The organism is Ruegeria sp. CG1 (assembly GCF_056537265.1).
The window spans coordinates 1-21,465 of sequence record NZ_JBQFRF010000010.1 but is presented as its reverse complement, the minus strand read 5'-3'; the positions used below and the strand labels follow the sequence as shown (position 1 = coordinate 21,465).

Below are 21,465 nucleotides of genomic sequence, written 5' to 3'. Positions count from 1 at the left end.
TAATCAGGTTGCAACACGAACAACCGGAGACGCCTGATGGAAACAGCGTTTACACCGATCACCTCATTTGGAGGCGGGCTCGCAATTGGACTTGGATCCGTGCTTTTGATGCTTGGACTGGGACGCATCATGGGTGCAACGGGCATATTGTCCGGCTTGGCATTCCCAGAAAACCGCGAGGAATTCGCCTGGCGAACAGCTTTGGTTGTGGGAATGATCCTCGCACCGGGCCTGATCTATGCTGCAACCGGTGCGATGCCTGAACTTACGGTACCTGTCAGCCCGACTATGATCGTGATCGGCGGCGTGATCGTAGGCCTGGGCGCCAGCCTCGGGTCTGGCTGCACTTCAGGGCATGGTGTTTGCGGACTATCTCGGCTGTCTGTTCGCTCTTTGGTGGCAGTGCCGACCTTCATGGTCACAGCTGCAATCACAGTCTTCCTGATCCGTCATGTCTTTGGAGTATAATGCAATGAAGCTTGTTTTTGCTTTGTTTACTGGCCTGATCTTTGGCATTGGCATCGCTGTGTCGGGCATGATGGACCCGGCCAAAGTTCTGAATTTCTTCGATATTGCCGGGACGTGGGATCCTAGCCTCGCCTTTGTTATGGGTGGTGCGCTCCTGGTCACTTTCTTCGGCTACAGACTTGCCTGGCGGCAAACAACGCCGCTCTTTGGCGGGCGTTTTCAGATTCCAAGCGCGACGGTCATAGACAAGCGATTGGTTGGAGGTTCGGCTCTCTTCGGCATCGGTTGGGGAATTGCAGGCTTCTGCCCCGGCGCTGCTATACCGGCACTTGGCACTGGGCGTTGGGAAGTCGCTCTCTTTCTGGTTTCCGTTCTTGCCGGGTTTGTACTGCGCAGGCTCCTTTTCGCGCGTCCTGTTAAGTCGGCGGCGTAATCACCCATTGCCTCAAACTCTCAGGAGTACAGTTAGATGACGTATCACTCGAACATAAACATCAAGCCGGACGTTCAGGCCTTCTTCGATGAGGCAACGAACACCATCAGCTATATTGTGAAGGATCCAACCTCGAACTCATGTGCCATTGTCGACAGCGTAATGGACATCGATTACGCTGCCGGGCGCATCACTTACGATCACGCAGACGAGCTCATCCGCCAGATCGTAAGCCAAGATCTGAATTTGGAATGGATCATTGAGACCCATGTTCACGCCGATCATTTGAGTGCAGCGCCATATATCCAAGAAAAGCTTGGGGGAAAAATCGGCGTTGGTTCAAAAATCATGATCGTGCAGGACACGTTTGGAAAGGTCTTCAACGAAGGTACCGAGTTCCAGCGTGATGGCAGCCAGTTCGATCAGCTTTTCGAAGACGGCGATACGTACATGGTTGGCAATATGAAGGTGTTCACAATGTACACTCCCGGCCATACGCCGGCTTGCATGGTACATGTCGCAGGGGATGCGGCTTTTGTGGGCGATACTTTGTTCATGCCGGATGGGGGATCGGCGCGCGCAGATTTTCCCGGCGGCGATGCAGCAACGCTTTACGATAGCATTCAAAAAGTCCTGAGCTTGCCGGACGAAACACGACTTTTCATGTGTCATGACTACGGACCAAACGGGCGGGACATCGCCTGGGAAACAACTGTCGGCGATGAGAAAGCCCACAATATCCACGTTGGTGGTGGCAAATCAAAAGAAGAGTTCGTTAAGTTTCGCACAGAACGAGATGCTCAGCTGGCAATGCCGAAGCTGATCATCCCATCACTTCAGGTGAATATGCGTGCGGGTGAGGTGCCAACGGACATGGACGGCAACCCGATGCTCAAGGTTCCGGTCAACAAACTCTGATTTTGAAAGGATGAGAGCGATGGAAATCACCCAAATTTCCGACGACTTCAGTACTTGCGGTCAATTGAAGACCGATGACTTGTCGGAAGTCAAAACGCTTGGATTTCGCTCGCTAATCTGTGTGCGCCCAGACGGCGAACAAAAGGATCAGCCTACTTTTGGCAAGATCCAAGAATGCGCCAATACGCAAGGTCTTCAAGCTCGCTATGTGCCGGTCAAACCCTCCGGCGCAACAGAAGCGGACCACATTGCATTTTCTAAGGCGTTGGCAGAGCTGCCCGAGCCTGTCCTTGGCTACTGCCGAAGCGGTCAGCGCGCTGCAATGCTGTGGCACGCACGACGACATACTGCGGCGTAGCGGGAGGTAAGGATGCGGGTGGCGCAATACCTGCCGGTTATGAGTTGGACTCGCAGCTATGGACGGGCAGAGCTTTCTAACGATCTGATGGCAGCGGTGATCGTCACCATCATGCTGATACCCCAATCCTTGGCCTACGCGCTCCTGGCTGGATTGCCTCCAGAAGCGGGGCTGTATGCATCCATCGCGCCAATTCTTCTTTACGCAATATTTGGAACCAGTCGCGCCTTAGCGGTTGGCCCGGTTGCCGTTGTCTCACTATTAACAGCGTCAGCGGTCGGTCAGGTTGCTGAACAAGGCACGGCAGGCTACGCGGTTGCGGCACTGACCCTCGCATTTCTTTCTGGCAGTCTCCTGTTGCTTTTGGGGTTCTTGCGGCTGGGCTTCCTGGCTAATTTTTTGAGCCACCCGGTGATCGCGGGGTTTATCACAGCATCTGGGATCTTGATCGCCGCCAGCCAACTCAAGCACATTTTCGGTGTGAATGCTCACGGACATACATTGCTCGAGATCCTCGCATCGATTGCTGCGCACTTGCATGAGGTGAATTGGGTTACGCTCGTTATCGGCCTCAGTGCGACGGCCTTCCTTTTTTGGGCCCGCCGATGGTTAAGACCCGGGTTATTGAGGCTGGGTGCTTCGGCGGCGCTTGCTGATATTCTAACGAAGGCGGGACCTGTTGCCGCCGTGGTTGCCACTACGGTTGCAGTTTGGGCATTAGGTCTTGTCGAAATGGGTGTAAAAATCGTTGGGGAAGTCCCACAAAGCCTGCCGCCGCTTACATTGCCAGGATTTGCGCCCGACTTGCTTGCAGCGCTGTTGGTCCCGGCGATTCTGATTTCAGTGATTGGCTTTGTCGAATCCGTCTCAGTCGCGCAAACATTGGCTGCCAAGAAACGACAACGGATTGATCCGGACCAGGAACTCATTGGACTGGGCGCAGCCAATATAGGCGCAGCGTTCACCGGAGGCTACCCAGTCACGGGGGGATTTGCGCGATCAGTCGTCAATTTCGATGCTGGCGCTGAAACTCCTGCTGCTGGCGCCTACACGGCGCTTGGCCTCGCGATCGCCGCCTTGGCGTTGACACCATTGGTGTACTTCCTGCCAAACGCTACGTTGGCCGCCACAATCATTGTGGCGGTGCTGAGCCTCGTTGATTTTTCAATATTGCGCAGAACATGGGACTATTCCCGAGCGGACTTCATCGCGGTATCTGCAACGGTTTTTCTGACGCTCGGTTTGGGTGTCGAAGTCGGCGTCGCGTCTGGAGTGGCGATTTCAATACTTTTGCATTTGTACAAGAACTCTCGACCGCATGTTGCGGAAGTGGGTCGCGTGCCCGGGACAGAGCACTTTCGAAATGTCCTGCGCCACGATGTCGAAACCGCACCTACGGTGTTGACGCTACGCATCGACGAGAGCCTTTACTTTGTAAACGCCGGCTTTCTGGAAGAACTGATCTTCAGTCGCCTTGCCGAGCGATCGAAGGTCAAACATGTTGTTTTGATGTTCTCCGCCGTTAACGAAGTGGACTACTCAGCGCTGGAAACTCTCGAGGCGATCAATCACCGCCTTAAAGAGCTTGGTGTTGGCCTACATCTGTCCGAAGTTAAGGGTCCTGTTATGGACAGACTCAAACGGTCTCATATTGTCGACGGTCTGAACGGCAGGGTTTTCTTGTCCCAGCACGATGCGTGGACAACGCTCATAGCAGAAGCGAGCGAGTGACCAAGATCAGTTTGGTTTGTTAACGTGATCTGAACGAGCGCTTTGGTCCGCATAGCGAACCTACGAGCGTATTTGTTGAATGAACGCCTCGTGCACATATGTGCCATCAAAGGCAATCGCTTTCTGAATAAAAGAGAACCGTCGAAACCGTCCTTCACACGTGAATTCTTGTTTGAACTGTGACGTCAACGCTCAGTTATAAAGGACAGTCCAGAAACGAGTTGTCTCAACCCAAGCGCTGCACCGGCGAAGATGGCAGCGAATGTTACAGGCGCGCTGTAGGTCAATAGTGAGAAGGCAGATATACCTTGTCCGACGCTGCAACCAACCGCGATGATCGCGCCTGGCCCCATAATCGCCGCGCCGAGCATTTGACGCTTGAGTTCACGTGGATCCTCGCATGCTTCCCATCGGAAATGACCTTTGGACCAGGACCCCAAAAATGCACCAATGAGAACGCCGGAGACTGATCCGACCGCAAAGGACAAAGTGTTTCCGGAGGCTGTCATAAGGTAGAATATTGTGTCGCCAAGAGGTGCCGCGAAGGTATGGGTTTGAACTGGCTCACCATCGAAACCGTGCGTCGCAACCCAATTCGTGCCGAGCCAACCTGATACGATCGCCAGTCCAACTATAGATCCCCAGAACACCTGTGCGGGAGTGCGGCGGAAGCGCTGGTTTGCCAAAGCAAAAATCACCAACGCAACGCCGATGACGGAGCCAATGAGCCAAGCTGGGATAGAGGTCAGTTGTTCGGCCAGGAAGCTAATGCTCTGGGGGCCACTAAGATCCATTTCCTCGGGGAAGACCCAAACGCGCAAATAGGCCAGGGGCCCGGACATGACAACGTAGGCAGATAGACCCATGATCAAAACGATGACGAAGGATCGTAGGTCGCCGCCCCCAAGCCTTGCAAGCGCGCCATAGCCGCAGTTTCCGCTGATGGCCATTCCGTAGCCGAACATGAGGCCACCTACGATCGACCCAATTGGGTTCCAGGTCTGTGCAAGATACCTTGTTCCAACAGGGTCCAGCCACCCGAAAGCCATAGCCAAGTGGCTGCCGACAATTGCTACGCCGATCGCAATTGCCCACATGCGCAGCCGCCGGTCGTCATCTGCGTAAAGGTAGTCTTCGATTGCACCCAGCGTGCAAAAACGGCCAATGCGTGCGGCCAAGCCCAACACAATGCCACCGATCAAACCGATCAGGGCGACGGTGTTGGCGTCTCCCAATGTTTCAAACATTGCCAGTCTCCTCCCAAAGCTGGCGGGTATTTTTGGCGGCTTCTACTTTTCCCTGCAGAATAGATCGTAGACGACTTCCAGAATCTGTGTCGATCGATCATCCGCCAATCTGTAGTAGATCGTTTTCCCCTCGCGTCGCGTTTTGACCAAGCCCTCGAAGCGTAGGCGAGATAGTTGCTGAGACACGGCGGCCTGGCGTGCCGAGAGCATTTCTTCCATCTGCGTGACAGATTTTTCACCCGAAGACAGGTAGCACAGGATCATCAAGCGCCCTTCATGGCTGATTGCCTTGAGGAAATTTGACGCCGTCTGAGCATTTTCCATCATTCTGTCCAGGTCTTCGGCGCACATGTCCTTGGAGAACACAGGCAGTTTCGAAGATTTGTCCAACAAGATCGCCTCGCTTTCATAGCTTCACGCATTCAAAACAGTTTATTTTATTGGCCACATTTTATCCAGAGGTCTCAATCGGCACCCCAGCGTCACGCAGCAAAACGCCCAGCAACCCCCAGAAAAAATCTTCGCCGGGATAGCCTTCGATCCGTCCAACCTCTTGACCATTGTCCAGCAAAACAAACGTTGGCGTGTAGTAGAGAGGCCGCTCCAACACGATGCCTTCAGGCATAGCTGCGTGGATATCGATGCGTTGAAGTGGCGCGGCATGTCCTTCGGATGTCTTGGGATAGATCTCCGAGATTTCGGTGTCCCAACGTGCGCACCACATACATCCATCTTCTTCGGCCATCAGAAGCGTCATTTCTGCCCGTGAAATCACCGGAGAAACGAGCAACGTGATTGCAAGTAAAGGCAGAAGTAGGTGGCGCATCTTAAGCTCCGATTGACCGCAGCGACATATCTTTATTATTTTGAATATGTGAATGATAGCGCGCCAGGACAGGTTTGACCATGCTCGACATTACATTTGCAGGAGCTTTGGTCGCAGGACTGTTGTCTTTCCTGTCGCCCTGCATCCTACCTATCGTGCCGTTTTATCTTAGCTATCTGGCAGGCGTCGGGATTGATCAGATATCTGCGGGCTCAACACTTTCCGCCGGCGTTCGTCGCAGGGCAACGCTTTCTGCGATAGCATTTGCAGCTGGGATCATAACGATCTTCATGACGCTAGGGGCGACAGCTTCGATCTTCGGGCAGCTGGTCCGAGAGTATTTCGACATCCTGCGCTGGATTGCAGCGGCGATCATCCTTGCGATGGGGCTGCATTTCCTGGGGTTCATTCGCATTGGGTTCCTGTATCGCCAATTTCGTGCGGACGTCGGTGAGACATCAAATGTAAGCCTTGTTGGGGCATATGTTCTTGGATTAGCATTTGCTTTTGGCTGGACACCCTGTGTTGGGCCAGTGCTCGCTGCGATCCTGTTTACAGCGGCCGGAACCGAGACGGCTTGGCGTGGAGCGGTACTTCTATTCGTCTACGGGGTTGGAATGACCGCACCGTTTGTTCTGGCGGCCTTTCTGGTCCGCCCTTTCATGCAATGGATGGCGCAGTTCAGAAAGCACTTGCCCCTCATCGAAAAGGCCATGGGTGGCTTTCTGGTGCTCTTCGGCATCCTCATCGCAACCAATTCCATCAACTACATCGCACAATGGATGCTCGACCATATGCCTTGGCTCGCAGCCATTGGATAATCCGGGAGGAAGACATGAAACGAGTTTTGTCAGTATTGATCGCGTGTCTGATCGGCGGGTCAGTTTCCGCCGCTGAGCTGGGCGACGACGGTTTGCATAAAACACCGTGGATGCGCGACACGTTCAAAGACCTCCGCGAGGATCTTGAAGAGGCCTCAAGCGAGGACAAGCGGTTGGTTTTATTTATTGAGCAACAAGGCTGCATCTACTGCAAAAAAATGCATGAAGAGGTGTTCCCCCAGCCTGACCTTGCAGCGTTCATCGAAGAGAATTTCTTTGTCGTCCAACTGGATCTGCATGGCAGCACCACCGCTACCGACTTTGACGGGGAAGAAAATGAGCAAAGAGCGCTGATGCGAAAATGGGGGATTCTGTTTACCCCGACGCTTGTTTTTCTGCCGGAAGAGGTGCCGGAGGGCGCGACAGCCATCGATGCTGCGGTCGCTGTTATGCCCGGAGCGTTCTCAAAGGGAACAACCTTAGACCTTTTCACCTGGGTCGATGAAAAGCGATATGAGCTTGATAACGGTGAAGATTTCCAACGGTATCATGCGCGGCGCATTCAAGAGCGAAACAATATTTCTCAAGATTGAGCGCTGCCGTTATAAATAAAAAAATTCATTATTATGAATTTAATGTTGCGACAAGCGGTACTCGTCGACTACGGTACACAGAGGCTTTGGGTCGCAAGGCGCCGTCGGCGCGTTAGCAAATGGGAGGGATCATGAAGCTGAGACTCTTAACACTGGTCTGCGCAATGACGGGCGTTGCTGCATATGCGGCAGATACAGACCCGCAGGACGTAACCTATGACGACTATGGTGCCATTGAGGCTTCGTTGACCGGTGCTGCTGGCGACGCGGCCAATGGCGCGCTCATCGTTGGCGACAAGTCAAAAGGCAACTGCGTTGCGTGCCACGCGGTCACGGTTTTGGCGGACATCCCGTTCCACGGTGAAGTCGGTCCAATGCTGGATGGTGCCGGTGATCGTTGGACCGAAGCAGAGCTTCGCGGGTTGGTCGCAAACGCAAAGATGACATTCGAAGGCACGGTGATGCCAGCTTTCTACAAGGATGACGGCTATATCCGCCCGGGCGACGCCTATACCGGAAAAGCGCCAACCGCGCCTTTGACGTCGATCCTGACAGCGCAGGAAATCGAGGACGTGGTCGCGTTTCTTGCGACCCTGAAAGAGGAATAGTCGCGCTTTTAGGCGTGTATTCACGAAGTTTCAAAGGAGATTGAAAATGGAACTCTCTCGCCGCGAGACACTGGCCCTAGGGCTGGGCGCCGCGTTCCTGACAATTATGCCGCTTCGGGCAAATGCAGCTGCTGAAGATGCCATCGCGGCATTTACAGGCGGTGCAGATGTGGCTGACGGCGGTGTTACATTGACCGCACCGGAAATCGCAGAAAACGGCAACACCGTACCAATCGAAGTCAGTGCTCCGGGCGCAGCTGCAATTCTGATTGTGGCCGCAGGTAACCCCGAACCGGGCGTTGCAACTTTCAATTTCGGTCCGTTGGCTGCTGAACAAGCCGCATCAACTCGCATCCGTCTTGCCGGAACGCAGGATGTCATTGCCGTGGCGAAGATGGCAGATGGCAGCTTTGCCAAAGCGTCCGCGACCGTAAAAGTGACAATCGGCGGCTGCGGCGGCTGATCGCCACGCGCCCTGAAGAACAGGAGACTAACCAATGGCATCCGGTGTAAAACCCCGCGTCAAGGTTCCAAAGACAGCCGCTGCTGGCGAAACTGTTACGATCAAGACATTGATCAGCCACAAGATGGAAAGCGGCCAACGCAAGGACAAAGAAGGCAACGTCATCCCGCGCTCGATCATCAACCGTTTCACCTGCGAGTTTAACGGAGAAATGGTGGTTGATGTGACGATGGAGCCGGCGATTTCCACCAACCCGTACTTCCAGTTCGAAGCGACTGTGCCCGAGGCCGGTGAGTTTGTCTTCACTTGGTACGATGATGACGGCTCTGTCTACGATGAGAAGAAAACGATCGAGATCGCCTGACGGCTCGACGACTAAGGCAGATCAGCGCGGGTCCGAGGAATTGGCGCTGATCCACCAAGGGAGGAACGTAATGAATACCAAGGCACTAACGGCTATCGCGGCAGTTCTGGTTTTCCCAGTGGCAGCGATGGCTGGACCGGACGAAGACAATCTCACGATCAATGATGAGCTGGACATGACCTCGGTCACTGAAGCTCCGGCACATCTGGAAAATTTGGACACGATCTATTCGGGTTGGCATTTCCGCACGGATGAAACGCAAGCGCTTCAAATTGATGACTTCGACAATCCTGCAATGATCTTCGTCGATCAGGCCGCCGATCTCTTCGAGACCGTTGATGGTGCCGCTGGCGAGAGCTGCGCCTCATGCCACGATGGGGTGGAAAGCTTCAAGGGATTGCAGGCGTCCATGCCGAAGGTGGATGCCGAAACCGGCAAGCTGGTCGTCATGGAAGATCTGATCAACAAGTGTCGTACGGACCGCATGGAAGCGGATGCCTGGAAATGGTCCGGGGGCGATATGCAAGGCATGGTCGCTTTGATCGGTCTGCAGTCACGTGGGTTGCCAATGAATGTCGCAATTGATGGCGATGCTGCCCCGTACTGGGAGCAGGGTAAGGAGATGTATTATACCCGCTATGGTCAGTTGGAGTTGAGCTGTGCCAATTGTCATGAAGACAACTGGGGCAACATGATCCGTGCTGACCACCTGAGCCAAGGTATGATCAACGGGTTCCCGACTTATCGTCTGAAACAGGCCAAGCTGATCTCGCGCCACAATCGTTTCCGCGGCTGTATTCGCGATACGCGGGCGGAAACTTTTGCCGAAGGATCGGACGAGTTTCGCGCGCTTGAGCTTTATGTGGCCTCGCGTGGCAACGGGCTTTCAGTCGAAACTCCTGCAGTACGGCAATAGTGAACGACCCGCGTGGACAGTGTCCTGCGCGGGTTTTTCCAGGAAAATAACATTCACACATTTATATGTGTTACAGGAAAGCTGATAGATGATTTCTCGACGTGACTTCTTGCAGGTTTCAATGGCTGCATCGGCTTTGTACGGGGCGTCCGGGTTCGGAAACTGGGCCAGACTTGCCGCGCAGCAAAGCCTAACGCAGGATCAATTGTTGGAGTTCGAGACCTTCGGAAATATCAGCCTGATACATGTCACCGATATTCACGCGCAACTCAAACCGATCTATTTCCGCGAACCCGAGATAAACCTTGGTATTGGCGATGCACGAGGGCAGATGCCGCATGTCACAGGGGCGGCGTTCCGCAAGGCCTACGGGATCGAGGATGGAAGCCCGTCGGCCTATGCGCTGACCTACAATGATTTCTCTTCGCTGGCCAAGACCTATGGTCGGGTTGGTGGATTGGACCGAGTTTCAACTGTCATTAACGCCATTCGTGCTGACCGTCCTGATGCCCTGCTGTTGGACGGGGGCGACACTTGGCACGGTTCCTACACCTGCTATCAGACGGCCGGTCAGGACATGGTCAATGTCATGAACGCTCTGAATCCCGATGCTATGACCTTCCATTGGGAGTTCACGTTGGGCAGCGACAGGGTTAACGAAATCGTCGAAGGTTTGCCCTTTGCGGCCTTAGGTCAAAACATCTTTGATGCCGAGTGGGACGAACCTGCGGAATTGTTCCAGCCCTATAAGTTCTTTGATCGGGGCGGCGCAAAGGTTGCTGTTATCGGGCAAGCGTTTCCTTACATGCCAATCGCGAACCCAGGCTGGATGTTCCCAGAATATTCGTTCGGTATCCGGGATGAAAACATGCAGGCCATGGTCGACGAGGTTCGCGATGCCGGCGCTGATGTCGTTGTCGTCCTCAGCCACAACGGCTTTGACGTGGACAAGAAGATGGCAGGTCGGGTGCAAGGGATCGACGTGATCCTTAGCGGCCACACTCATGACGCGCTGCCGGAGCCGGTTCTGGTCGGAAAAACGCATATCATCGCGTCTGGTTCGAACGGAAAGTTCGTCAGCCGCATCGATCTCGACGTGAGGGACGGGCAGATGATGGGGCTGAAGCACAAGCTGATCCCGATCTTCTCTGACGTCATCGCTCCTGATCCTAAGATCACCGCTCTGATAGATGATCAGCGCGCGCCGTACGAGGCTGCGCTGAGTGAGATGATTGGCAAAACGGATTCGTTGCTCTACCGCCGCGGCAACTTTAACGGCACCTGGGATGACCTGATTTGCGATGCCCTGATCAATGAGCGTGAGGCAGACATCGCGATGTCGCCTGGCGTCCGTTGGGGACCCTCAATCCTGCCGGGACAAGATATCACCCGCGAGGACATCTGGAACGTCACATCGATGTCGTATCCCAATGCCTATCGCACAGAAATGACAGGCGAATTCATCCATGTGATCCTCGAGGATGTCGGCGACAACCTGTTCAACCCCGACCCTTATTACCAGCAGGGCGGCGATATGGTCCGCGTCGGTGGGCTTGGCTACCGCATCGATGTGAACAAACCACAAGGGCAACGGATCAGCGAAATGACTTTGCTCAAAACGGGTGAAGCGATTGATCCATCGAAAACCTACGTCGTGGCTGGTTGGGCCAGTGTCAACGAAGGCACCGAGGGGCCGCCGATCTGGGATGTCGTCGAAAACCACATTCGCAACCTTGGCACCGTCACGGTGCAAGAGAACACCAGCGTCGATGTTGTCGGCGCTTAAGAAACAGATGGAGACCTAAAAGTTATGGATGACGCGTTCAAACCGTCCCGCCGGGCCTTCCTGAAAGGCAGCGCTGCGGTCGCCGCAGGATCAGTTGCGGGTGCGGCAGCGGCAGACACGCCCGACCCACTGATAACAGAGCTTCAGGATTGGGCGTCTTACACGGGTGCCGGTGTTGATGAGTCACCTTATGGCATGCCGATCAGCTTCGAATCTCATGTCGTTCGGCGCAACGTGGAATGGCTGACCGCCTCTCCAATTTCGTCGATCAACTTCACACCGATCCACGCGCTTGATGGCACTATCACTCCGCAAGGATGCGCCTTTGAGCGTCACCATTCAGGTGCGATTGAGCTGCGCAAGGAGGATTATCGCCTGATGATCAACGGGCTGGTCGATCGCCCGCTTGTGTTTACTTATGAAGACATTGAGCGTTTCCCGCGCGAAAACCATGTGTATTTCTGCGAATGCGCGGCGAACACCGGAATGGAGTGGGCTGGTGCTCAACTCAATGGCGTCCAATTTACGCACGGCATGATTCATAACATGGAATACACCGGCATTCCTCTGCGCACGCTGTTGCAGGAAGCAGGCGCCGATATCTCACCAGACAAATGGGTCTATGTTGAAGGCGCAGACGCGTCATCAAATGGCCGCTCCATCCCGATGGAAAAAGCACTGGATGATGTGTTGGTGGCTTTCAAGGCAAATGGTGAAGCACTGCGCATGGAGCATGGATATCCGGTGCGACTGGTTGTTCCCGGCTGGGAAGGCAACATGTGGGTCAAGTGGCTGCGCCGCATCGAAGTCGTCGATATGGCGGTCGAAAGCCGCGAAGAAACATCGAAGTACACCGATGTCTATGCCGATGGCACAGCCCAGAAATGGACGTGGGTGATGGATGCAAAATCCGTCATTACTTCGCCCAGCCCGCAAATGCCGGTCAAACACGGACCGGGACCCTTAGTCATTTCCGGGCTTGCCTGGTCAGGTCACGGGCAAATTACGCGGGTCGATGTGTCCAAGGACGGTGGGGTCACCTGGGAGACGGCGCGTCTTGGCAAGCAGGGCGACAGCAAGGCTTTGACGCGTTTCTATCTCGATACGAATTGGGACGGAGCACCAATGTTGTTACAGGCCCGGGCGATAGACGAGACGGGCTATGTGCAGCCGACCAAAGACCAACTGCGCGAAAAGCGCGGAGAAAACTCGGTCTACCATAACAACTGTATCCAGACTTGGTACGTGAGCGCAGAAGGGATCGCTGAGAATGTCGAAGTCTCTTAGTCATGTTTTCCTGCCCGTATTTGGTGGCACAGCCTTGGTGCTTGCGGGAGCGTTGGTATTTGCCAATCGGAACTACGGCCAGTCGAAGATAGACACTTTGGAAACCCGGATAGGCCAGGTTGAAGCGCATGCAGCATCAGCTCTGGAAAATGCGCAAGCGGAGGCCAGTCGAGCAGCTGAACTCGAGACCAAAGTCGAAGAAATCCAAGCGGCCGCCGCGGAACGGGTTGCAAATGGTGCGAACCTAACTGCACCGGCGCCCAGTCGCGACGGTACTATTGGGCTTGGACGTCCTGCATTGGAGGAAGAGATCGCGGCCTGGGACGTTGACATCTTGCCCGACGGGCGTGGCTTGCCGGTTGGATCAGGCGATGTCTGGACTGGAGAAGAAGTGTTTGTCGACCGGTGTGCGTCCTGTCACGGAGAGTTTGCCGAAGGCGCCGACAATTGGCCTGTTCTGGCAGGCGGCTTCGACACGCTCGCCGACGAAGATCCTGTGAAAACTGTCGGGTCTTATTGGCCGCATTTGTCGACCGCTTGGGACTACATTTCCCGCTCAATGCCATTTGGTGAAGCGGGTACGCTTACGGCGGATGAGACCTACGCAATCGTCGCCTATATCCTTTATTCCAATGACCTGGTGGATGACGATTTCGTTCTCAGCAATGAAAACTTCGCCGATTTCGAGATGCACAACAAGGATGGGTTTGTAGTCGATACGCGACCTGAGACTGAGTACGCAGGATGGCGAGAAGAGCCCTGCATGGAGAACTGCAAAACAGAGGCCGCTGTTACTATGCGCTCTGTATTTCTGGTTGAAACGCCACCAGAAGGCGGCTCGAATTCGGTCATGAACGAAGCCAGCGCGGACGATTTGCCAACGTTCACGGCGGAAGGGCCCTCGTTCATTCCGGCCGCAGCGCCAAAGCCTGAGGAAGAAGCCGCCGCAACACCGGCTGTTCAAGAAATCGACAAGGCTGACCAGACTACGGAACTGTTCGCAGCCGGTGAGAAGGTCTTCAAGAAATGTAAATCCTGCCATCAGGTTGGTGACGGTGCAAAGGACAGTACGGGTCCGGCGCTGAACGGGGTTATAGGGGCAAACGCAGGGTCGGTTGAAGGGTTCAAATACTCCAAAGCTATGAAAACAGCTGCCGAGGCTGGTCTTGTTTGGACCGAAGAAGAAATGGCGGCCTTCCTGGCAAAACCCAAGGACTACATGAAGGGTACACGCATGTCCTTTGCTGGGCTTAAGAAACCAGACGATATTGAAGCCGTGATCGTTTACCTCAAGTCGTTCGGAAGCTGATCATGCGCTGGTCGAGCATTTTGAAGTGCGCTGCGGTTATGGTTGCTATCGCCCCATCCACCCACGCCGCCGAAGACCTCGGCGACGCCGAAGCTGGGAAAAAAGTGTTCGCCAAATGCAAAGGCTGCCATCAGGTTGGCGAAGGAGCAGAGAACAAAATAGGCCCGCATCTAAACGGTGTTTTTGGTCGGAAAGCCGCAGGTCTCGAGGGGTTTAACTATTCCAAGAGTCTTGTGCGCGCGGGTAACTCGGGTCTGGAATGGCACGCTGACACTCTGTCCGCCTACATCGAAAACCCTCGCGCATTTGCGTCAGGCACGAGGATGAGTTTTCGCGGATTGAAAGACCCGGAAGACCGAGCCAACGTGATTGCGTATTTGCGGGGGTTTTCAGACAATCCCCGAGATATCCCGGAAGCGGATCCAACCGCGAAAGGCACGGATCATTCGATCGATCCCGCGATCCTGGCGATACAAGGAGATCCTGAGTACGGCGCATATCTCAGCAGCGAATGTACAACATGCCACCAGATTGAAGGAGGCGATGAGGGCATTCCTTCGATTGTGTATTGGCCTGACGAGGACTTCGTGGTCGCTATGCACGCTTACAAGGACAAACAGCGGCCACATCCGGTCATGCAAATGATCGCCGGGCGGCTGAGCAATGACGAAATCGCGGCATTGGCCGCATACTTCAATAATCCAGAGTGACAGTGTCTAAGGGGAGGAAACGCGATGACACTCAATAGACGAGTATTTCTTGGAGCTGCCGGGGTAGTGGCCGCTGGGCTATCTGCTCCGATGGTGCTGGCTCAAGGCAAGCCCCGTGTAGTGGTTGTCGGCGGCGGTGCGGGCGGTGCGACTGCCGCGCGTTACATAGCGAAGGACAGCAAAGGTGAGATTGACGTGACGCTGATCGAGCCGTCTCGGACCTACTACACCTGTTTCTTCTCAAACCTTTATTTGGGAGGTTTTCAGGAGCTATCGGACATAGCCCACAGCTATGGCACGCTTGCCGCGAACTACGGTATAAACGTCGTGCATGATTGGGCCACTGGGGTCGACCGCGACGCTAAGACGGTGTCTTTGGCCGGTGGCGGGTCAGTTCCTTATGACAAGCTGATCCTGAGCCCGGGTATCGACTTTGTTGATGGTGCGGTCGAGGGCTGGGACCTCTCGGCCCAAAATAAAATGCCGCATGCTTACAAAGCTGGTTCTCAAACAGAGCTTTTGAAAGCGCAGATCATGGCTATGCCCGAAGGGGGTACCTTCGCGATGGTCGCTCCTCCCAACCCGTACCGTTGCCCGCCCGGGCCGTATGAACGGGTTTCGATGGTGGCGCACGTCCTGAAGGCAAACAACCCAACAGCAAAGATCATTGTAGCCGATCCGAAGCCGAAATTCTCGAAAATGGCTTTGTTCCAAGAAGGCTGGGGAAACAACTACGAAGGAATGGTCGACTGGATCGGCGAAGATTTCGGCGGTGGCAATGTATCCGTGAATCCGGATGCAATGACGGTGACCATCGACGGTGAAGAGACAAAAGTCGATGTCTGCAATGTGATCCCAGCGATGAAAGCAGGTCGCATTTCGGAAATGGCGGGAGTAACCGACGGCAACTGGGCACCAGTAAACGCTGCGGACATGTCCTCCAAAGCCGATCCGGACGTTTATGTTCTTGGAGATGCCAGCCAACAGGGTGACATGCCGAAATCCGGTTTTTCGGCAAACAGCCAGGCGAAAGTATGTGCGAATGCGGTACGAGGTGCGTTGACCGGGTCTAAAGTCTTCCCGGCCAAGTTCTCGAACACATGCTGGTCGCTGATCGATACCGATGATGGCGTTAAGGTTGGCGCAACCTATGAGGCGACGCCAGAAAAGATCGCGAAAGTCGATGGCTTTATCAGTCAAACCGGTGAAGATGCCGATTTGAGAAAAGCGACTTACGAAGAGTCACTGGGTTGGTACGCCGGTATCACGTCGGACATGTTTGGTTGAGGCAATCGGGGGCTTTGACCGGTGTCAAAGACCCCGATGATCAATCTGAGAAAATGCGGTTCAGGAGGAGGACTAAAACCATGAAACACTTTATTGCCGCAGCCGCGTTTTCCACTGTTCTGGCGAGCCAAGGGCTTGCAGAAGAGATCATCACTGTACCCTTCGACGGCAGTTTTGATGATGCAACATTCGCCGTCGAGTCCGCGATTGTGGGACAGGGACTGGTCATCGACTATGTAAGCCACGTCGGCGACATGTTGAATCGAACAGGCGCTGATGTCGGCAGCGACAAACAGATATTTGCAGCTGCAGACATCTTCATCTTCTGCTCGGCAAAAATTTCGCGCGAGGTCATGGAAGCCGACCCAATGAATATTGGCTTCTGCCCCTATGGGATTTTTGTAGCCGAAGACGACAATGGTGTGATGGTTGGATACCGAAGCTATCCTGATGGACCAATGCAAAAGGTTCAGACCCTGTTGTCCGGGATCGTAGAAGAAGCCGTTGGGAACTGAAATGAACTACCAGCGGTTTTTTCGTGATCAACTCGACCAGCTTCAAGAGGAAGGGAACTACCGGGTCTTTGCGGATCTCGAAAGGCAGTGTGGCGCGTTCCCGACAGCGCGTAGCTACGCGGAAAATGGTCCCGAGAAAGTCACTGTATGGTGCTCTAATGATTATCTGGGGATGGGTCAGCACCCCAGTGTTATTGCAGCAATGCACAAGGTGATCGATGAGTGTGGTGCCGGGGCAGGCGGAACGCGGAATATCTCTGGAACGACCCACGAGCATGTTTTGCTGGAACGAGAACTTGCTGACTTGCACCGAAAAGATGCTGCTTTGCTGTTCACCTCCGGGTACGTCTCGAACTGGGCTGCCTTGGGAACTTTGGCGTCTCGCATTCCTGGCATCACAGTCCTTTCTGACGAGTTGAACCATGCCTCGATGATCGAGGGCATTCGCCACAGTCGGTGCCAGAAGCGTATCTGGAAACACAACGACGTGGCGGACCTTGAAAGGCACCTTGCTGAATTGCCTGCCAATGCACCGAAGCTCATTGCGTTTGAGAGCGTCTATTCCATGGATGGCGACATTGCACCAATTGCCGAGATCTGTGATCTGGCGGATCGCTATGGCGCGATGACCTATTTGGATGAGGTTCACGCGGTTGGGCTTTATGGGCTGCGCGGCGGAGGCATAGCTGAGCGCGAAGGCCTGATGGATCGGCTAACCGTCATTGAGGGGACATTGGGCAAGGCGTTCGGCGTAGTTGGTGGATACATCGCGGCGTCGAAAGAGCTGGTGGATTTTGTCCGATCCTTTGCCAGTGGTTTTATCTTTACCACTGCATTGCCTCCCGCCGTGGCCGCAGGAGCTGCTGCTTCGGTTCGGCACCTGAAGCAAAGCCATTCGGAACGACATCTACACCAGCAGCGCGTGCGCGAGGTGCGAGACAGGCTGGACGATCTGGGCATTCCGCATACACCGAACCCAAGTCACATAATTCCGGTCATGGTCGGCGATCCGGTCAAGTGTCGCTTCATCTCTGACGTGCTGATGCGTGACTATGGAATTTACATCCAGCCGATCAATTATCCAACCGTCCCCAAGGGAACGGAACGTCTACGGATTACACCTTCCCCAGTGCATTCCACCGACGACGTGGATCGACTGGTGTCTGCCTTGGGTGAGCTATGGACACAATGCCAATTGGCGCGCAGGCCAATGGCCGCTCAATGACAACTTGACCGAAGACAAGGACGCGCAAGCAACCAAGTGAGAGTCTCTGTTGATGGAAAGACTCATCGATTTGTTGGGAGACCCTGGCGCTTTGGCATTTGCCGGTGCGCTTGTCGGTATCTTGTTCGGCGTGATGGCCCAGAAGTCTCACTTTTGTTTGAGAGCGTCGACCATCGAAGTCGCCAAAGGCGAGCTTGGTCCTCGCCTGGCTGTCTGGCTAATCGCCTTCACCGCAACGCTCACCTTAGTGCAGGCGTTTGTCGCGTTTGAGTGGTTAGACCTTTCCGAGACACGCGCGATTGCGTCGACGGGCAGTCTCAGCGGCGCAATAATTGGCGGAGCGATGTTCGGCGTTGGTATGGTTCTGGCGCGTGGGTGTGCATCTCGCCTGTTGGTATTGGCCTCCTGCGGAAATCTGCGCGCCCTGATTACAGGATTGGTTTTAACCTTAGTGGCTCAGGCTGCTTACACGGGCGTTCTTAGTCCCGCCCGCGAATTGCTTTCCGGGATCTGGACTGTCTCAGGGGGCGCCTCGAGAGATCTTTCAGAAATACTTGGATTTTCGCCAGTGGCTTATACAGCCGTTGCAGTATTGGGATTGGTGTCGGCAATTGCATTCGCATTCCACCGGAGAGTCGCGCCAATCAGGATCGTAACAGCCGCAGGAGTTGGCGTGGCGGTGGCGCTTGGCTGGTTAATGACATATGCCATCGCGCAAGCATCATTTGAAGTCGTGCCTGTTTCGTCAGTCACGTTCACCGGACCGGCTACGGATACACTGATGGCGTTGGTTGCCGAGCGAAACGTCGTGTTGTCCTTCGGTATCGGCCTTGTTCCAGGCGTAGCAATTGGTGCCGCAGGCTCGGCCCTAACTGCAGGGGAGTGGAAGATCGAACGTTTTGGTCCGGATGCTCTGATGGAGCGCTACCTTGTTGGAGCTGTCCTCATGGGGTTTGGAGCCATGCTGGCCGGAGGTTGCGCCGTGGGTGCAGGGCTTTCAGGAGGGTCCGCCCTGTCATTGACGGCTTGGCTTGCCGTTTTCTTCATGTGGGTTGGAGCGATCAGCACGCATAGGTTAATGCGCCGAATTCCTGTTCCTCAAACGTCCTGAGTTATTCGAATTCCATCTGCTCAAATACCCGCCCGGCATTTTTTGTCGCCAGTTCCTCAAACGTGTCCAAATGGGCATACGGTGACTGATCGACATAGTAAGCCTCTGCCAGATCGCCGCCGGCATCCATGTGCTCTTGGATCTTGTCGCGCAGGTAGACCAGGTAGTCGCGTGTATAACGGCGCACCTGATCCATGTTCGTCGGATGACCATGTCCGGGGATGACATATTTGGCTCCCAAAGCTTCGAACTCGTTGTCCCATGTTTCAAGCCAATCCGCTGTATAGGTCTCTTGAAAGATCGGCAGCATTCGCTCGTGAAACGCCATATCACCCGCGATAACAAGGCTTTGGTTCGGCAGCCAAATCGAGATATCGCCGGGACTATGGGCCGGCCCGAGATATTTGGCCTCAATCCGGAAATCACCCATTTCAACTACGTATTCATCCTCGAAGGTCTCGGTTGGGCCTGCCAGGAAGGTTCTTTCCGCCTTGTCCTGGTTGTACCGCTGCATTCCTTCAAGGATCTGTGGGCCGTATTCCTCGAATTCAGCCGCAGCGTCCGAATGGGCGATGATCGGAATACCCAGCTCTGACCAGTAGGCGTTGCCAAGCATCGCGTGCCCCTGACCATTCTCGTTGAAGACATACTTAACCGGCTGATCCGTGATTGCCTGAATTTCCTGGTGAAGCGCTTCGGCAAGCACATAAGCCGCGCCGCCGTTTATGACGATCACGCCATCTCCGGTAACTATGAAGCTGAGGTTGTTGTTGTGACCAGAGTTCTCGTAGGTCGGCGGGGCGGTTGCGCCAATGGCGGAATAGACCCCGGGGATGTACTCGACCGGTTCGGAATACAGCACACTTTGCGGGTATTGGTCTGCAATATCCTCGCTTGCCCAAGCTGGTGTGGCTAGGGCCAAGAAAATCACCAGCGATCGCATCATTATTGTTCTCCAATGAACTTATAAGCAGACCCAGTCTTCTCGATCCGGCCGATTCCACCATTCGGCAGGTGGAAACCAATTATTTTCATTTGCTCGTGTGAAATCTGATCCAGCAGTGAAATCCGAGTTGCCGCCGCCGCCTGCGGATCCTGATCCGTACCGCTGTGCCAGTCGGGACGTTCAAAAGCTACGTGTGGATTTCCCAGCGCGTCGCCGACAATCATCACGGATTCACCGCCGCTGCGAATTTCAAACGCCATGTGACCGGGAGTGTGTCCAAAGCTCGCGCGTGCGGCAATACCGGGAAGGATCTCTTGCCCGTCGTCAAAGAACGCGACCTGATCCTCAATTGCTTCCATACGCCGTTTTGCGCCTACTGCGAATGCAGCGCGATCTTCTCCAATGGTATCCACCGTTGAGGGGTTCCACCAATAATCCCACTCACTACGGCCAAAGTGATGCGTGGCGTTGGGGAACAGAAGGTCGTCGAAATCATCCAAAACGCCCCAAATGTGATCCGGGTGCGCATGGGTGAAGATCACGTGCGAGATATCTTCGGGCGACAGGTCGGTTGTTTCAAGAGCCTTCAGAAGCTTACCAGAAGTGGGCATGAAATCTGGCCCAGCTCCCACATCGAACAGTACGGAGTTTTGATCATCTTGATAAAGTGCCACGTTGCACTCTGGCTCGTACTTGGTCGCGTCCACCTTGTAGTTGTCCAAAAGCTGCCTGAGCTCTTCCTTCGGCATGGCGCCAAAGACCATTTCCGAAGGCAATGACAGGTACCCATCTGACATGGTTGTAATCCGAGCCGAAGCGCCGAGTTGTAACTCTGCCCACCCGATCTTGGATTGAACTCCAAGCGCTGCGATACACGTGGCGCCATACAAGAATCTGCGTCGTGAAAACTCATTTCGATCCATTAACAATCAATAAAATGAATATATTGATTTGTAAATGACGTAAGGTGGGGTCTTTCCAGAAGAACTAGAGTTGAGGCGGGCAGGGGCTTTCGCGCCATTTACTCTATGAAATAAAAATCGCCAATCAAGCACCTCAAGACCAGCTCCAATGTCATTCGCCTTGCGGTGGAGCTGTATACAGGTGTCATGTCCTATGCAATTTGCTCGTCGCTCGATGTCTGCTCTGTCCCGCGTCTTACCAGTTCAGGCAAGGTGCCGCGAAGGGTCGGTTTTCAACACATCCCGTTCGGCAACTTCCATACCGCCCTGTTTTGCACCAAGCCTGAAACTGGTCCTGCTGCATCAAAAGTACCTTCTGCGTAGCCCCTACAAGCTGTGCCCCTCATCTTCATGGATGTGGGTGGCCTGTTCGCGGGTATGGGCAATCTCTTGCAACACGGCGGCAATCTTGCTGGACGAAACCTGGTGCAGCTCACCGACAACGGCCTCGGCGCGCTCGTAGCTGTCCGGAACGCCTTGGCTGTTGAAGTGGGCAGCAGCGGTGGAAACATCCGCGTCTTTCCAAGTCGCCGTTGTGCCGACTGAAACGCTGTCATGATCGTTGTAGCGGGCCAGGAACT

The 21,465-nt window shown here is 54.5% G+C and carries 25 protein-coding genes; 19 read left to right on the top strand and 6 right to left on the bottom strand.

Features of this window, described 5'->3' with window-relative positions:
• Nucleotides 1-36 precede the first annotated feature (36 nt).
• Genes ACR0AU_RS19895 through ACR0AU_RS19875 form a run of 5 tightly spaced genes read left to right on the top strand, consistent with a single transcriptional unit; the run spans nucleotide 37 to nucleotide 3,908 of the window.
• Nucleotides 37-468 carry a YeeE/YedE family protein gene (locus ACR0AU_RS19895; RefSeq protein WP_480796154.1) on the top strand — a complete coding sequence of 144 codons (432 nt, stop codon included), beginning with the start codon at nucleotides 37-39 and terminating at the stop codon, nucleotides 466-468.
• Nucleotides 469-472: 4 nt separating this feature from the next.
• Nucleotides 473-901, top strand: coding sequence for a DUF6691 family protein (locus tag ACR0AU_RS19890; RefSeq protein WP_480796153.1), 429 nt, complete (start codon nucleotides 473-475; stop codon nucleotides 899-901).
• Between the two features lie 36 nt (nucleotides 902-937).
• A complete protein-coding gene (locus tag ACR0AU_RS19885; RefSeq protein ID WP_480796152.1) occupies nucleotides 938-1,819 on the top strand; it encodes an MBL fold metallo-hydrolase in 882 nt (293 codons plus the stop codon).
• Between the two features lie 19 nt (nucleotides 1,820-1,838).
• The gene (locus tag ACR0AU_RS19880) at nucleotides 1,839-2,177 is read left to right on the top strand and encodes a protein tyrosine phosphatase family protein (protein WP_480796151.1); all 339 of its coding nucleotides are present in this window, start codon (nucleotides 1,839-1,841) and stop codon (nucleotides 2,175-2,177) included.
• 12 nt (nucleotides 2,178-2,189) lie between these two features.
• Entirely contained in the window at nucleotides 2,190-3,908 is a 1,719-nt protein-coding gene (locus ACR0AU_RS19875; protein WP_480796150.1) for a SulP family inorganic anion transporter, read from the top strand.
• A 185-nt stretch (nucleotides 3,909-4,093) separates the two neighbouring features.
• Here ACR0AU_RS19875 and ACR0AU_RS19870 read toward each other — a convergent pair whose 3' ends face one another.
• From ACR0AU_RS19870 to ACR0AU_RS19860, 3 genes are all read right to left on the bottom strand, one after another.
• The gene (locus ACR0AU_RS19870) at nucleotides 4,094-5,155 is read right to left on the bottom strand and encodes a YeeE/YedE family protein (RefSeq protein ID WP_480796149.1); all 1,062 of its coding nucleotides are present in this window, start codon (nucleotides 5,153-5,155) and stop codon (nucleotides 4,094-4,096) included.
• Between the two features lie 42 nt (nucleotides 5,156-5,197).
• Nucleotides 5,198-5,506, bottom strand: a complete 309-nt coding sequence (locus tag ACR0AU_RS19865; protein WP_170380040.1) for an ArsR/SmtB family transcription factor — start codon at nucleotides 5,504-5,506, stop codon at nucleotides 5,198-5,200.
• A 100-nt stretch (nucleotides 5,507-5,606) separates the two neighbouring features.
• Nucleotides 5,607-5,981, bottom strand: coding sequence for a thioredoxin domain-containing protein (locus ACR0AU_RS19860; RefSeq protein ID WP_170550228.1), 375 nt, complete (start codon nucleotides 5,979-5,981; stop codon nucleotides 5,607-5,609).
• An 80-nt stretch (nucleotides 5,982-6,061) separates the two neighbouring features.
• Between ACR0AU_RS19860 and ACR0AU_RS19855 the strand changes: the two genes are divergently transcribed.
• From ACR0AU_RS19855 to ACR0AU_RS19790, 14 genes are all read left to right on the top strand, one after another.
• Nucleotides 6,062-6,802: a cytochrome c biogenesis protein CcdA gene (locus ACR0AU_RS19855; protein ID WP_170643555.1), complete on the top strand. Its 741-nt coding sequence runs from the start codon at nucleotides 6,062-6,064 to the stop codon at nucleotides 6,800-6,802.
• 14 nt (nucleotides 6,803-6,816) lie between these two features.
• Nucleotides 6,817-7,395, top strand: a complete 579-nt coding sequence (locus ACR0AU_RS19850; RefSeq protein ID WP_480796148.1) for a thioredoxin family protein — start codon at nucleotides 6,817-6,819, stop codon at nucleotides 7,393-7,395.
• A gap of 131 nt (nucleotides 7,396-7,526) precedes the next feature.
• A complete protein-coding gene (gene soxX, locus ACR0AU_RS19845) occupies nucleotides 7,527-8,003 on the top strand; it encodes a sulfur oxidation c-type cytochrome SoxX (RefSeq protein WP_170380044.1) in 477 nt (158 codons plus the stop codon).
• A gap of 46 nt (nucleotides 8,004-8,049) precedes the next feature.
• Entirely contained in the window at nucleotides 8,050-8,466 is a 417-nt protein-coding gene (gene soxY, locus ACR0AU_RS19840; protein ID WP_058275041.1) for a thiosulfate oxidation carrier protein SoxY, read from the top strand.
• Between the two features lie 34 nt (nucleotides 8,467-8,500).
• Nucleotides 8,501-8,830: a thiosulfate oxidation carrier complex protein SoxZ gene (gene soxZ / locus ACR0AU_RS19835; protein ID WP_170380046.1), complete on the top strand. Its 330-nt coding sequence runs from the start codon at nucleotides 8,501-8,503 to the stop codon at nucleotides 8,828-8,830.
• Nucleotides 8,831-8,900: 70 nt separating this feature from the next.
• Entirely contained in the window at nucleotides 8,901-9,746 is an 846-nt protein-coding gene (gene soxA, locus ACR0AU_RS19830; protein WP_480796147.1) for a sulfur oxidation c-type cytochrome SoxA, read from the top strand.
• 88 nt (nucleotides 9,747-9,834) lie between these two features.
• Nucleotides 9,835-11,532, top strand: a complete 1,698-nt coding sequence (gene soxB, locus ACR0AU_RS19825) for a thiosulfohydrolase SoxB (RefSeq protein WP_480796146.1) — start codon at nucleotides 9,835-9,837, stop codon at nucleotides 11,530-11,532.
• Nucleotides 11,533-11,556: 24 nt separating this feature from the next.
• Complete coding sequence (gene soxC, locus ACR0AU_RS19820) at nucleotides 11,557-12,819, top strand: sulfite dehydrogenase (protein WP_480796145.1); 1,263 nt, start codon at nucleotides 11,557-11,559, stop codon at nucleotides 12,817-12,819.
• Nucleotides 12,803-14,128, top strand: a complete 1,326-nt coding sequence (locus ACR0AU_RS19815; RefSeq protein WP_480796144.1) for a c-type cytochrome — start codon at nucleotides 12,803-12,805, stop codon at nucleotides 14,126-14,128. Before soxC ends, ACR0AU_RS19815 begins: the two co-directional genes overlap by 17 nt.
• 38 nt (nucleotides 14,129-14,166) lie before the next feature.
• Nucleotides 14,167-14,838, top strand: coding sequence for a c-type cytochrome (locus tag ACR0AU_RS19810; RefSeq protein WP_480796171.1), 672 nt, complete (start codon nucleotides 14,167-14,169; stop codon nucleotides 14,836-14,838).
• Nucleotides 14,839-14,862: 24 nt separating this feature from the next.
• Nucleotides 14,863-16,125, top strand: coding sequence for an FCSD flavin-binding domain-containing protein (locus tag ACR0AU_RS19805; protein WP_475199433.1), 1,263 nt, complete (start codon nucleotides 14,863-14,865; stop codon nucleotides 16,123-16,125).
• A gap of 80 nt (nucleotides 16,126-16,205) precedes the next feature.
• Complete coding sequence (locus ACR0AU_RS19800) at nucleotides 16,206-16,640, top strand: DUF302 domain-containing protein (RefSeq protein WP_480796143.1); 435 nt, start codon at nucleotides 16,206-16,208, stop codon at nucleotides 16,638-16,640.
• Nucleotide 16,641: 1 nt separating this feature from the next.
• Nucleotides 16,642-17,865, top strand: coding sequence for a 5-aminolevulinate synthase (gene hemA, locus ACR0AU_RS19795; protein WP_480796142.1), 1,224 nt, complete (start codon nucleotides 16,642-16,644; stop codon nucleotides 17,863-17,865).
• A gap of 52 nt (nucleotides 17,866-17,917) precedes the next feature.
• A complete protein-coding gene (locus ACR0AU_RS19790) occupies nucleotides 17,918-18,976 on the top strand; it encodes a YeeE/YedE family protein (protein ID WP_480796141.1) in 1,059 nt (352 codons plus the stop codon).
• 1 nt (nucleotide 18,977) lies between these two features.
• Here ACR0AU_RS19790 and ACR0AU_RS19785 read toward each other — a convergent pair whose 3' ends face one another.
• The 3 genes from ACR0AU_RS19785 to ACR0AU_RS19775 all read right to left on the bottom strand — a co-directional run.
• Complete coding sequence (locus ACR0AU_RS19785; protein ID WP_480796140.1) at nucleotides 18,978-19,922, bottom strand: MBL fold metallo-hydrolase; 945 nt, start codon at nucleotides 19,920-19,922, stop codon at nucleotides 18,978-18,980.
• Complete coding sequence (locus tag ACR0AU_RS19780) at nucleotides 19,922-20,719, bottom strand: MBL fold metallo-hydrolase (RefSeq protein ID WP_480796139.1); 798 nt, start codon at nucleotides 20,717-20,719, stop codon at nucleotides 19,922-19,924. Before ACR0AU_RS19780 ends, ACR0AU_RS19785 begins: the two co-directional genes overlap by 1 nt.
• A gap of 492 nt (nucleotides 20,720-21,211) precedes the next feature.
• The coding region (locus ACR0AU_RS19775; RefSeq protein ID WP_480796138.1) for a hypothetical protein at nucleotides 21,212-21,465 on the bottom strand (254 nt) is incomplete at its 5' end.

Excerpts from the sequence above, each read along its gene's own strand:
- ACR0AU_RS19895 (WP_480796154.1), top strand. The coding sequence starts at position 37 with ATGGAAACAGCGTTTACACCGATCACCTCATTTGGAGGCGGGCTCGCA.
- ACR0AU_RS19890 (WP_480796153.1), top strand. The coding sequence starts at position 473 with ATGAAGCTTGTTTTTGCTTTGTTTACTGGCCTGATCTTTGGCATTGGC.
- ACR0AU_RS19885 (WP_480796152.1), top strand. The coding sequence starts at position 938 with ATGACGTATCACTCGAACATAAACATCAAGCCGGACGTTCAGGCCTTC.
- ACR0AU_RS19880 (WP_480796151.1), top strand. The coding sequence starts at position 1,839 with ATGGAAATCACCCAAATTTCCGACGACTTCAGTACTTGCGGTCAATTG.
- ACR0AU_RS19875 (WP_480796150.1), top strand. The coding sequence starts at position 2,190 with ATGCGGGTGGCGCAATACCTGCCGGTTATGAGTTGGACTCGCAGCTAT.
- ACR0AU_RS19870 (WP_480796149.1), bottom strand. The coding sequence starts at position 5,155 with ATGTTTGAAACATTGGGAGACGCCAACACCGTCGCCCTGATCGGTTTG.
- ACR0AU_RS19865 (WP_170380040.1), bottom strand. The coding sequence starts at position 5,506 with ATGTGCGCCGAAGACCTGGACAGAATGATGGAAAATGCTCAGACGGCG.
- ACR0AU_RS19860 (WP_170550228.1), bottom strand. The coding sequence starts at position 5,981 with ATGCGCCACCTACTTCTGCCTTTACTTGCAATCACGTTGCTCGTTTCT.
- ACR0AU_RS19855 (WP_170643555.1), top strand. The coding sequence starts at position 6,062 with ATGCTCGACATTACATTTGCAGGAGCTTTGGTCGCAGGACTGTTGTCT.
- ACR0AU_RS19850 (WP_480796148.1), top strand. The coding sequence starts at position 6,817 with ATGAAACGAGTTTTGTCAGTATTGATCGCGTGTCTGATCGGCGGGTCA.
- soxX (WP_170380044.1), top strand. The coding sequence starts at position 7,527 with ATGAAGCTGAGACTCTTAACACTGGTCTGCGCAATGACGGGCGTTGCT.
- soxY (WP_058275041.1), top strand. The coding sequence starts at position 8,050 with ATGGAACTCTCTCGCCGCGAGACACTGGCCCTAGGGCTGGGCGCCGCG.
- soxZ (WP_170380046.1), top strand. The coding sequence starts at position 8,501 with ATGGCATCCGGTGTAAAACCCCGCGTCAAGGTTCCAAAGACAGCCGCT.
- soxA (WP_480796147.1), top strand. The coding sequence starts at position 8,901 with ATGAATACCAAGGCACTAACGGCTATCGCGGCAGTTCTGGTTTTCCCA.
- soxB (WP_480796146.1), top strand. The coding sequence starts at position 9,835 with ATGATTTCTCGACGTGACTTCTTGCAGGTTTCAATGGCTGCATCGGCT.
- soxC (WP_480796145.1), top strand. The coding sequence starts at position 11,557 with ATGGATGACGCGTTCAAACCGTCCCGCCGGGCCTTCCTGAAAGGCAGC.
- ACR0AU_RS19815 (WP_480796144.1), top strand. The coding sequence starts at position 12,803 with ATGTCGAAGTCTCTTAGTCATGTTTTCCTGCCCGTATTTGGTGGCACA.
- ACR0AU_RS19810 (WP_480796171.1), top strand. The coding sequence starts at position 14,167 with ATGGTTGCTATCGCCCCATCCACCCACGCCGCCGAAGACCTCGGCGAC.
- ACR0AU_RS19805 (WP_475199433.1), top strand. The coding sequence starts at position 14,863 with ATGACACTCAATAGACGAGTATTTCTTGGAGCTGCCGGGGTAGTGGCC.
- ACR0AU_RS19800 (WP_480796143.1), top strand. The coding sequence starts at position 16,206 with ATGAAACACTTTATTGCCGCAGCCGCGTTTTCCACTGTTCTGGCGAGC.
- hemA (WP_480796142.1), top strand. The coding sequence starts at position 16,642 with ATGAACTACCAGCGGTTTTTTCGTGATCAACTCGACCAGCTTCAAGAG.
- ACR0AU_RS19790 (WP_480796141.1), top strand. The coding sequence starts at position 17,918 with ATGGAAAGACTCATCGATTTGTTGGGAGACCCTGGCGCTTTGGCATTT.
- ACR0AU_RS19785 (WP_480796140.1), bottom strand. The coding sequence starts at position 19,922 with ATGATGCGATCGCTGGTGATTTTCTTGGCCCTAGCCACACCAGCTTGG.
- ACR0AU_RS19780 (WP_480796139.1), bottom strand. The coding sequence starts at position 20,719 with ATGTCAGATGGGTACCTGTCATTGCCTTCGGAAATGGTCTTTGGCGCC.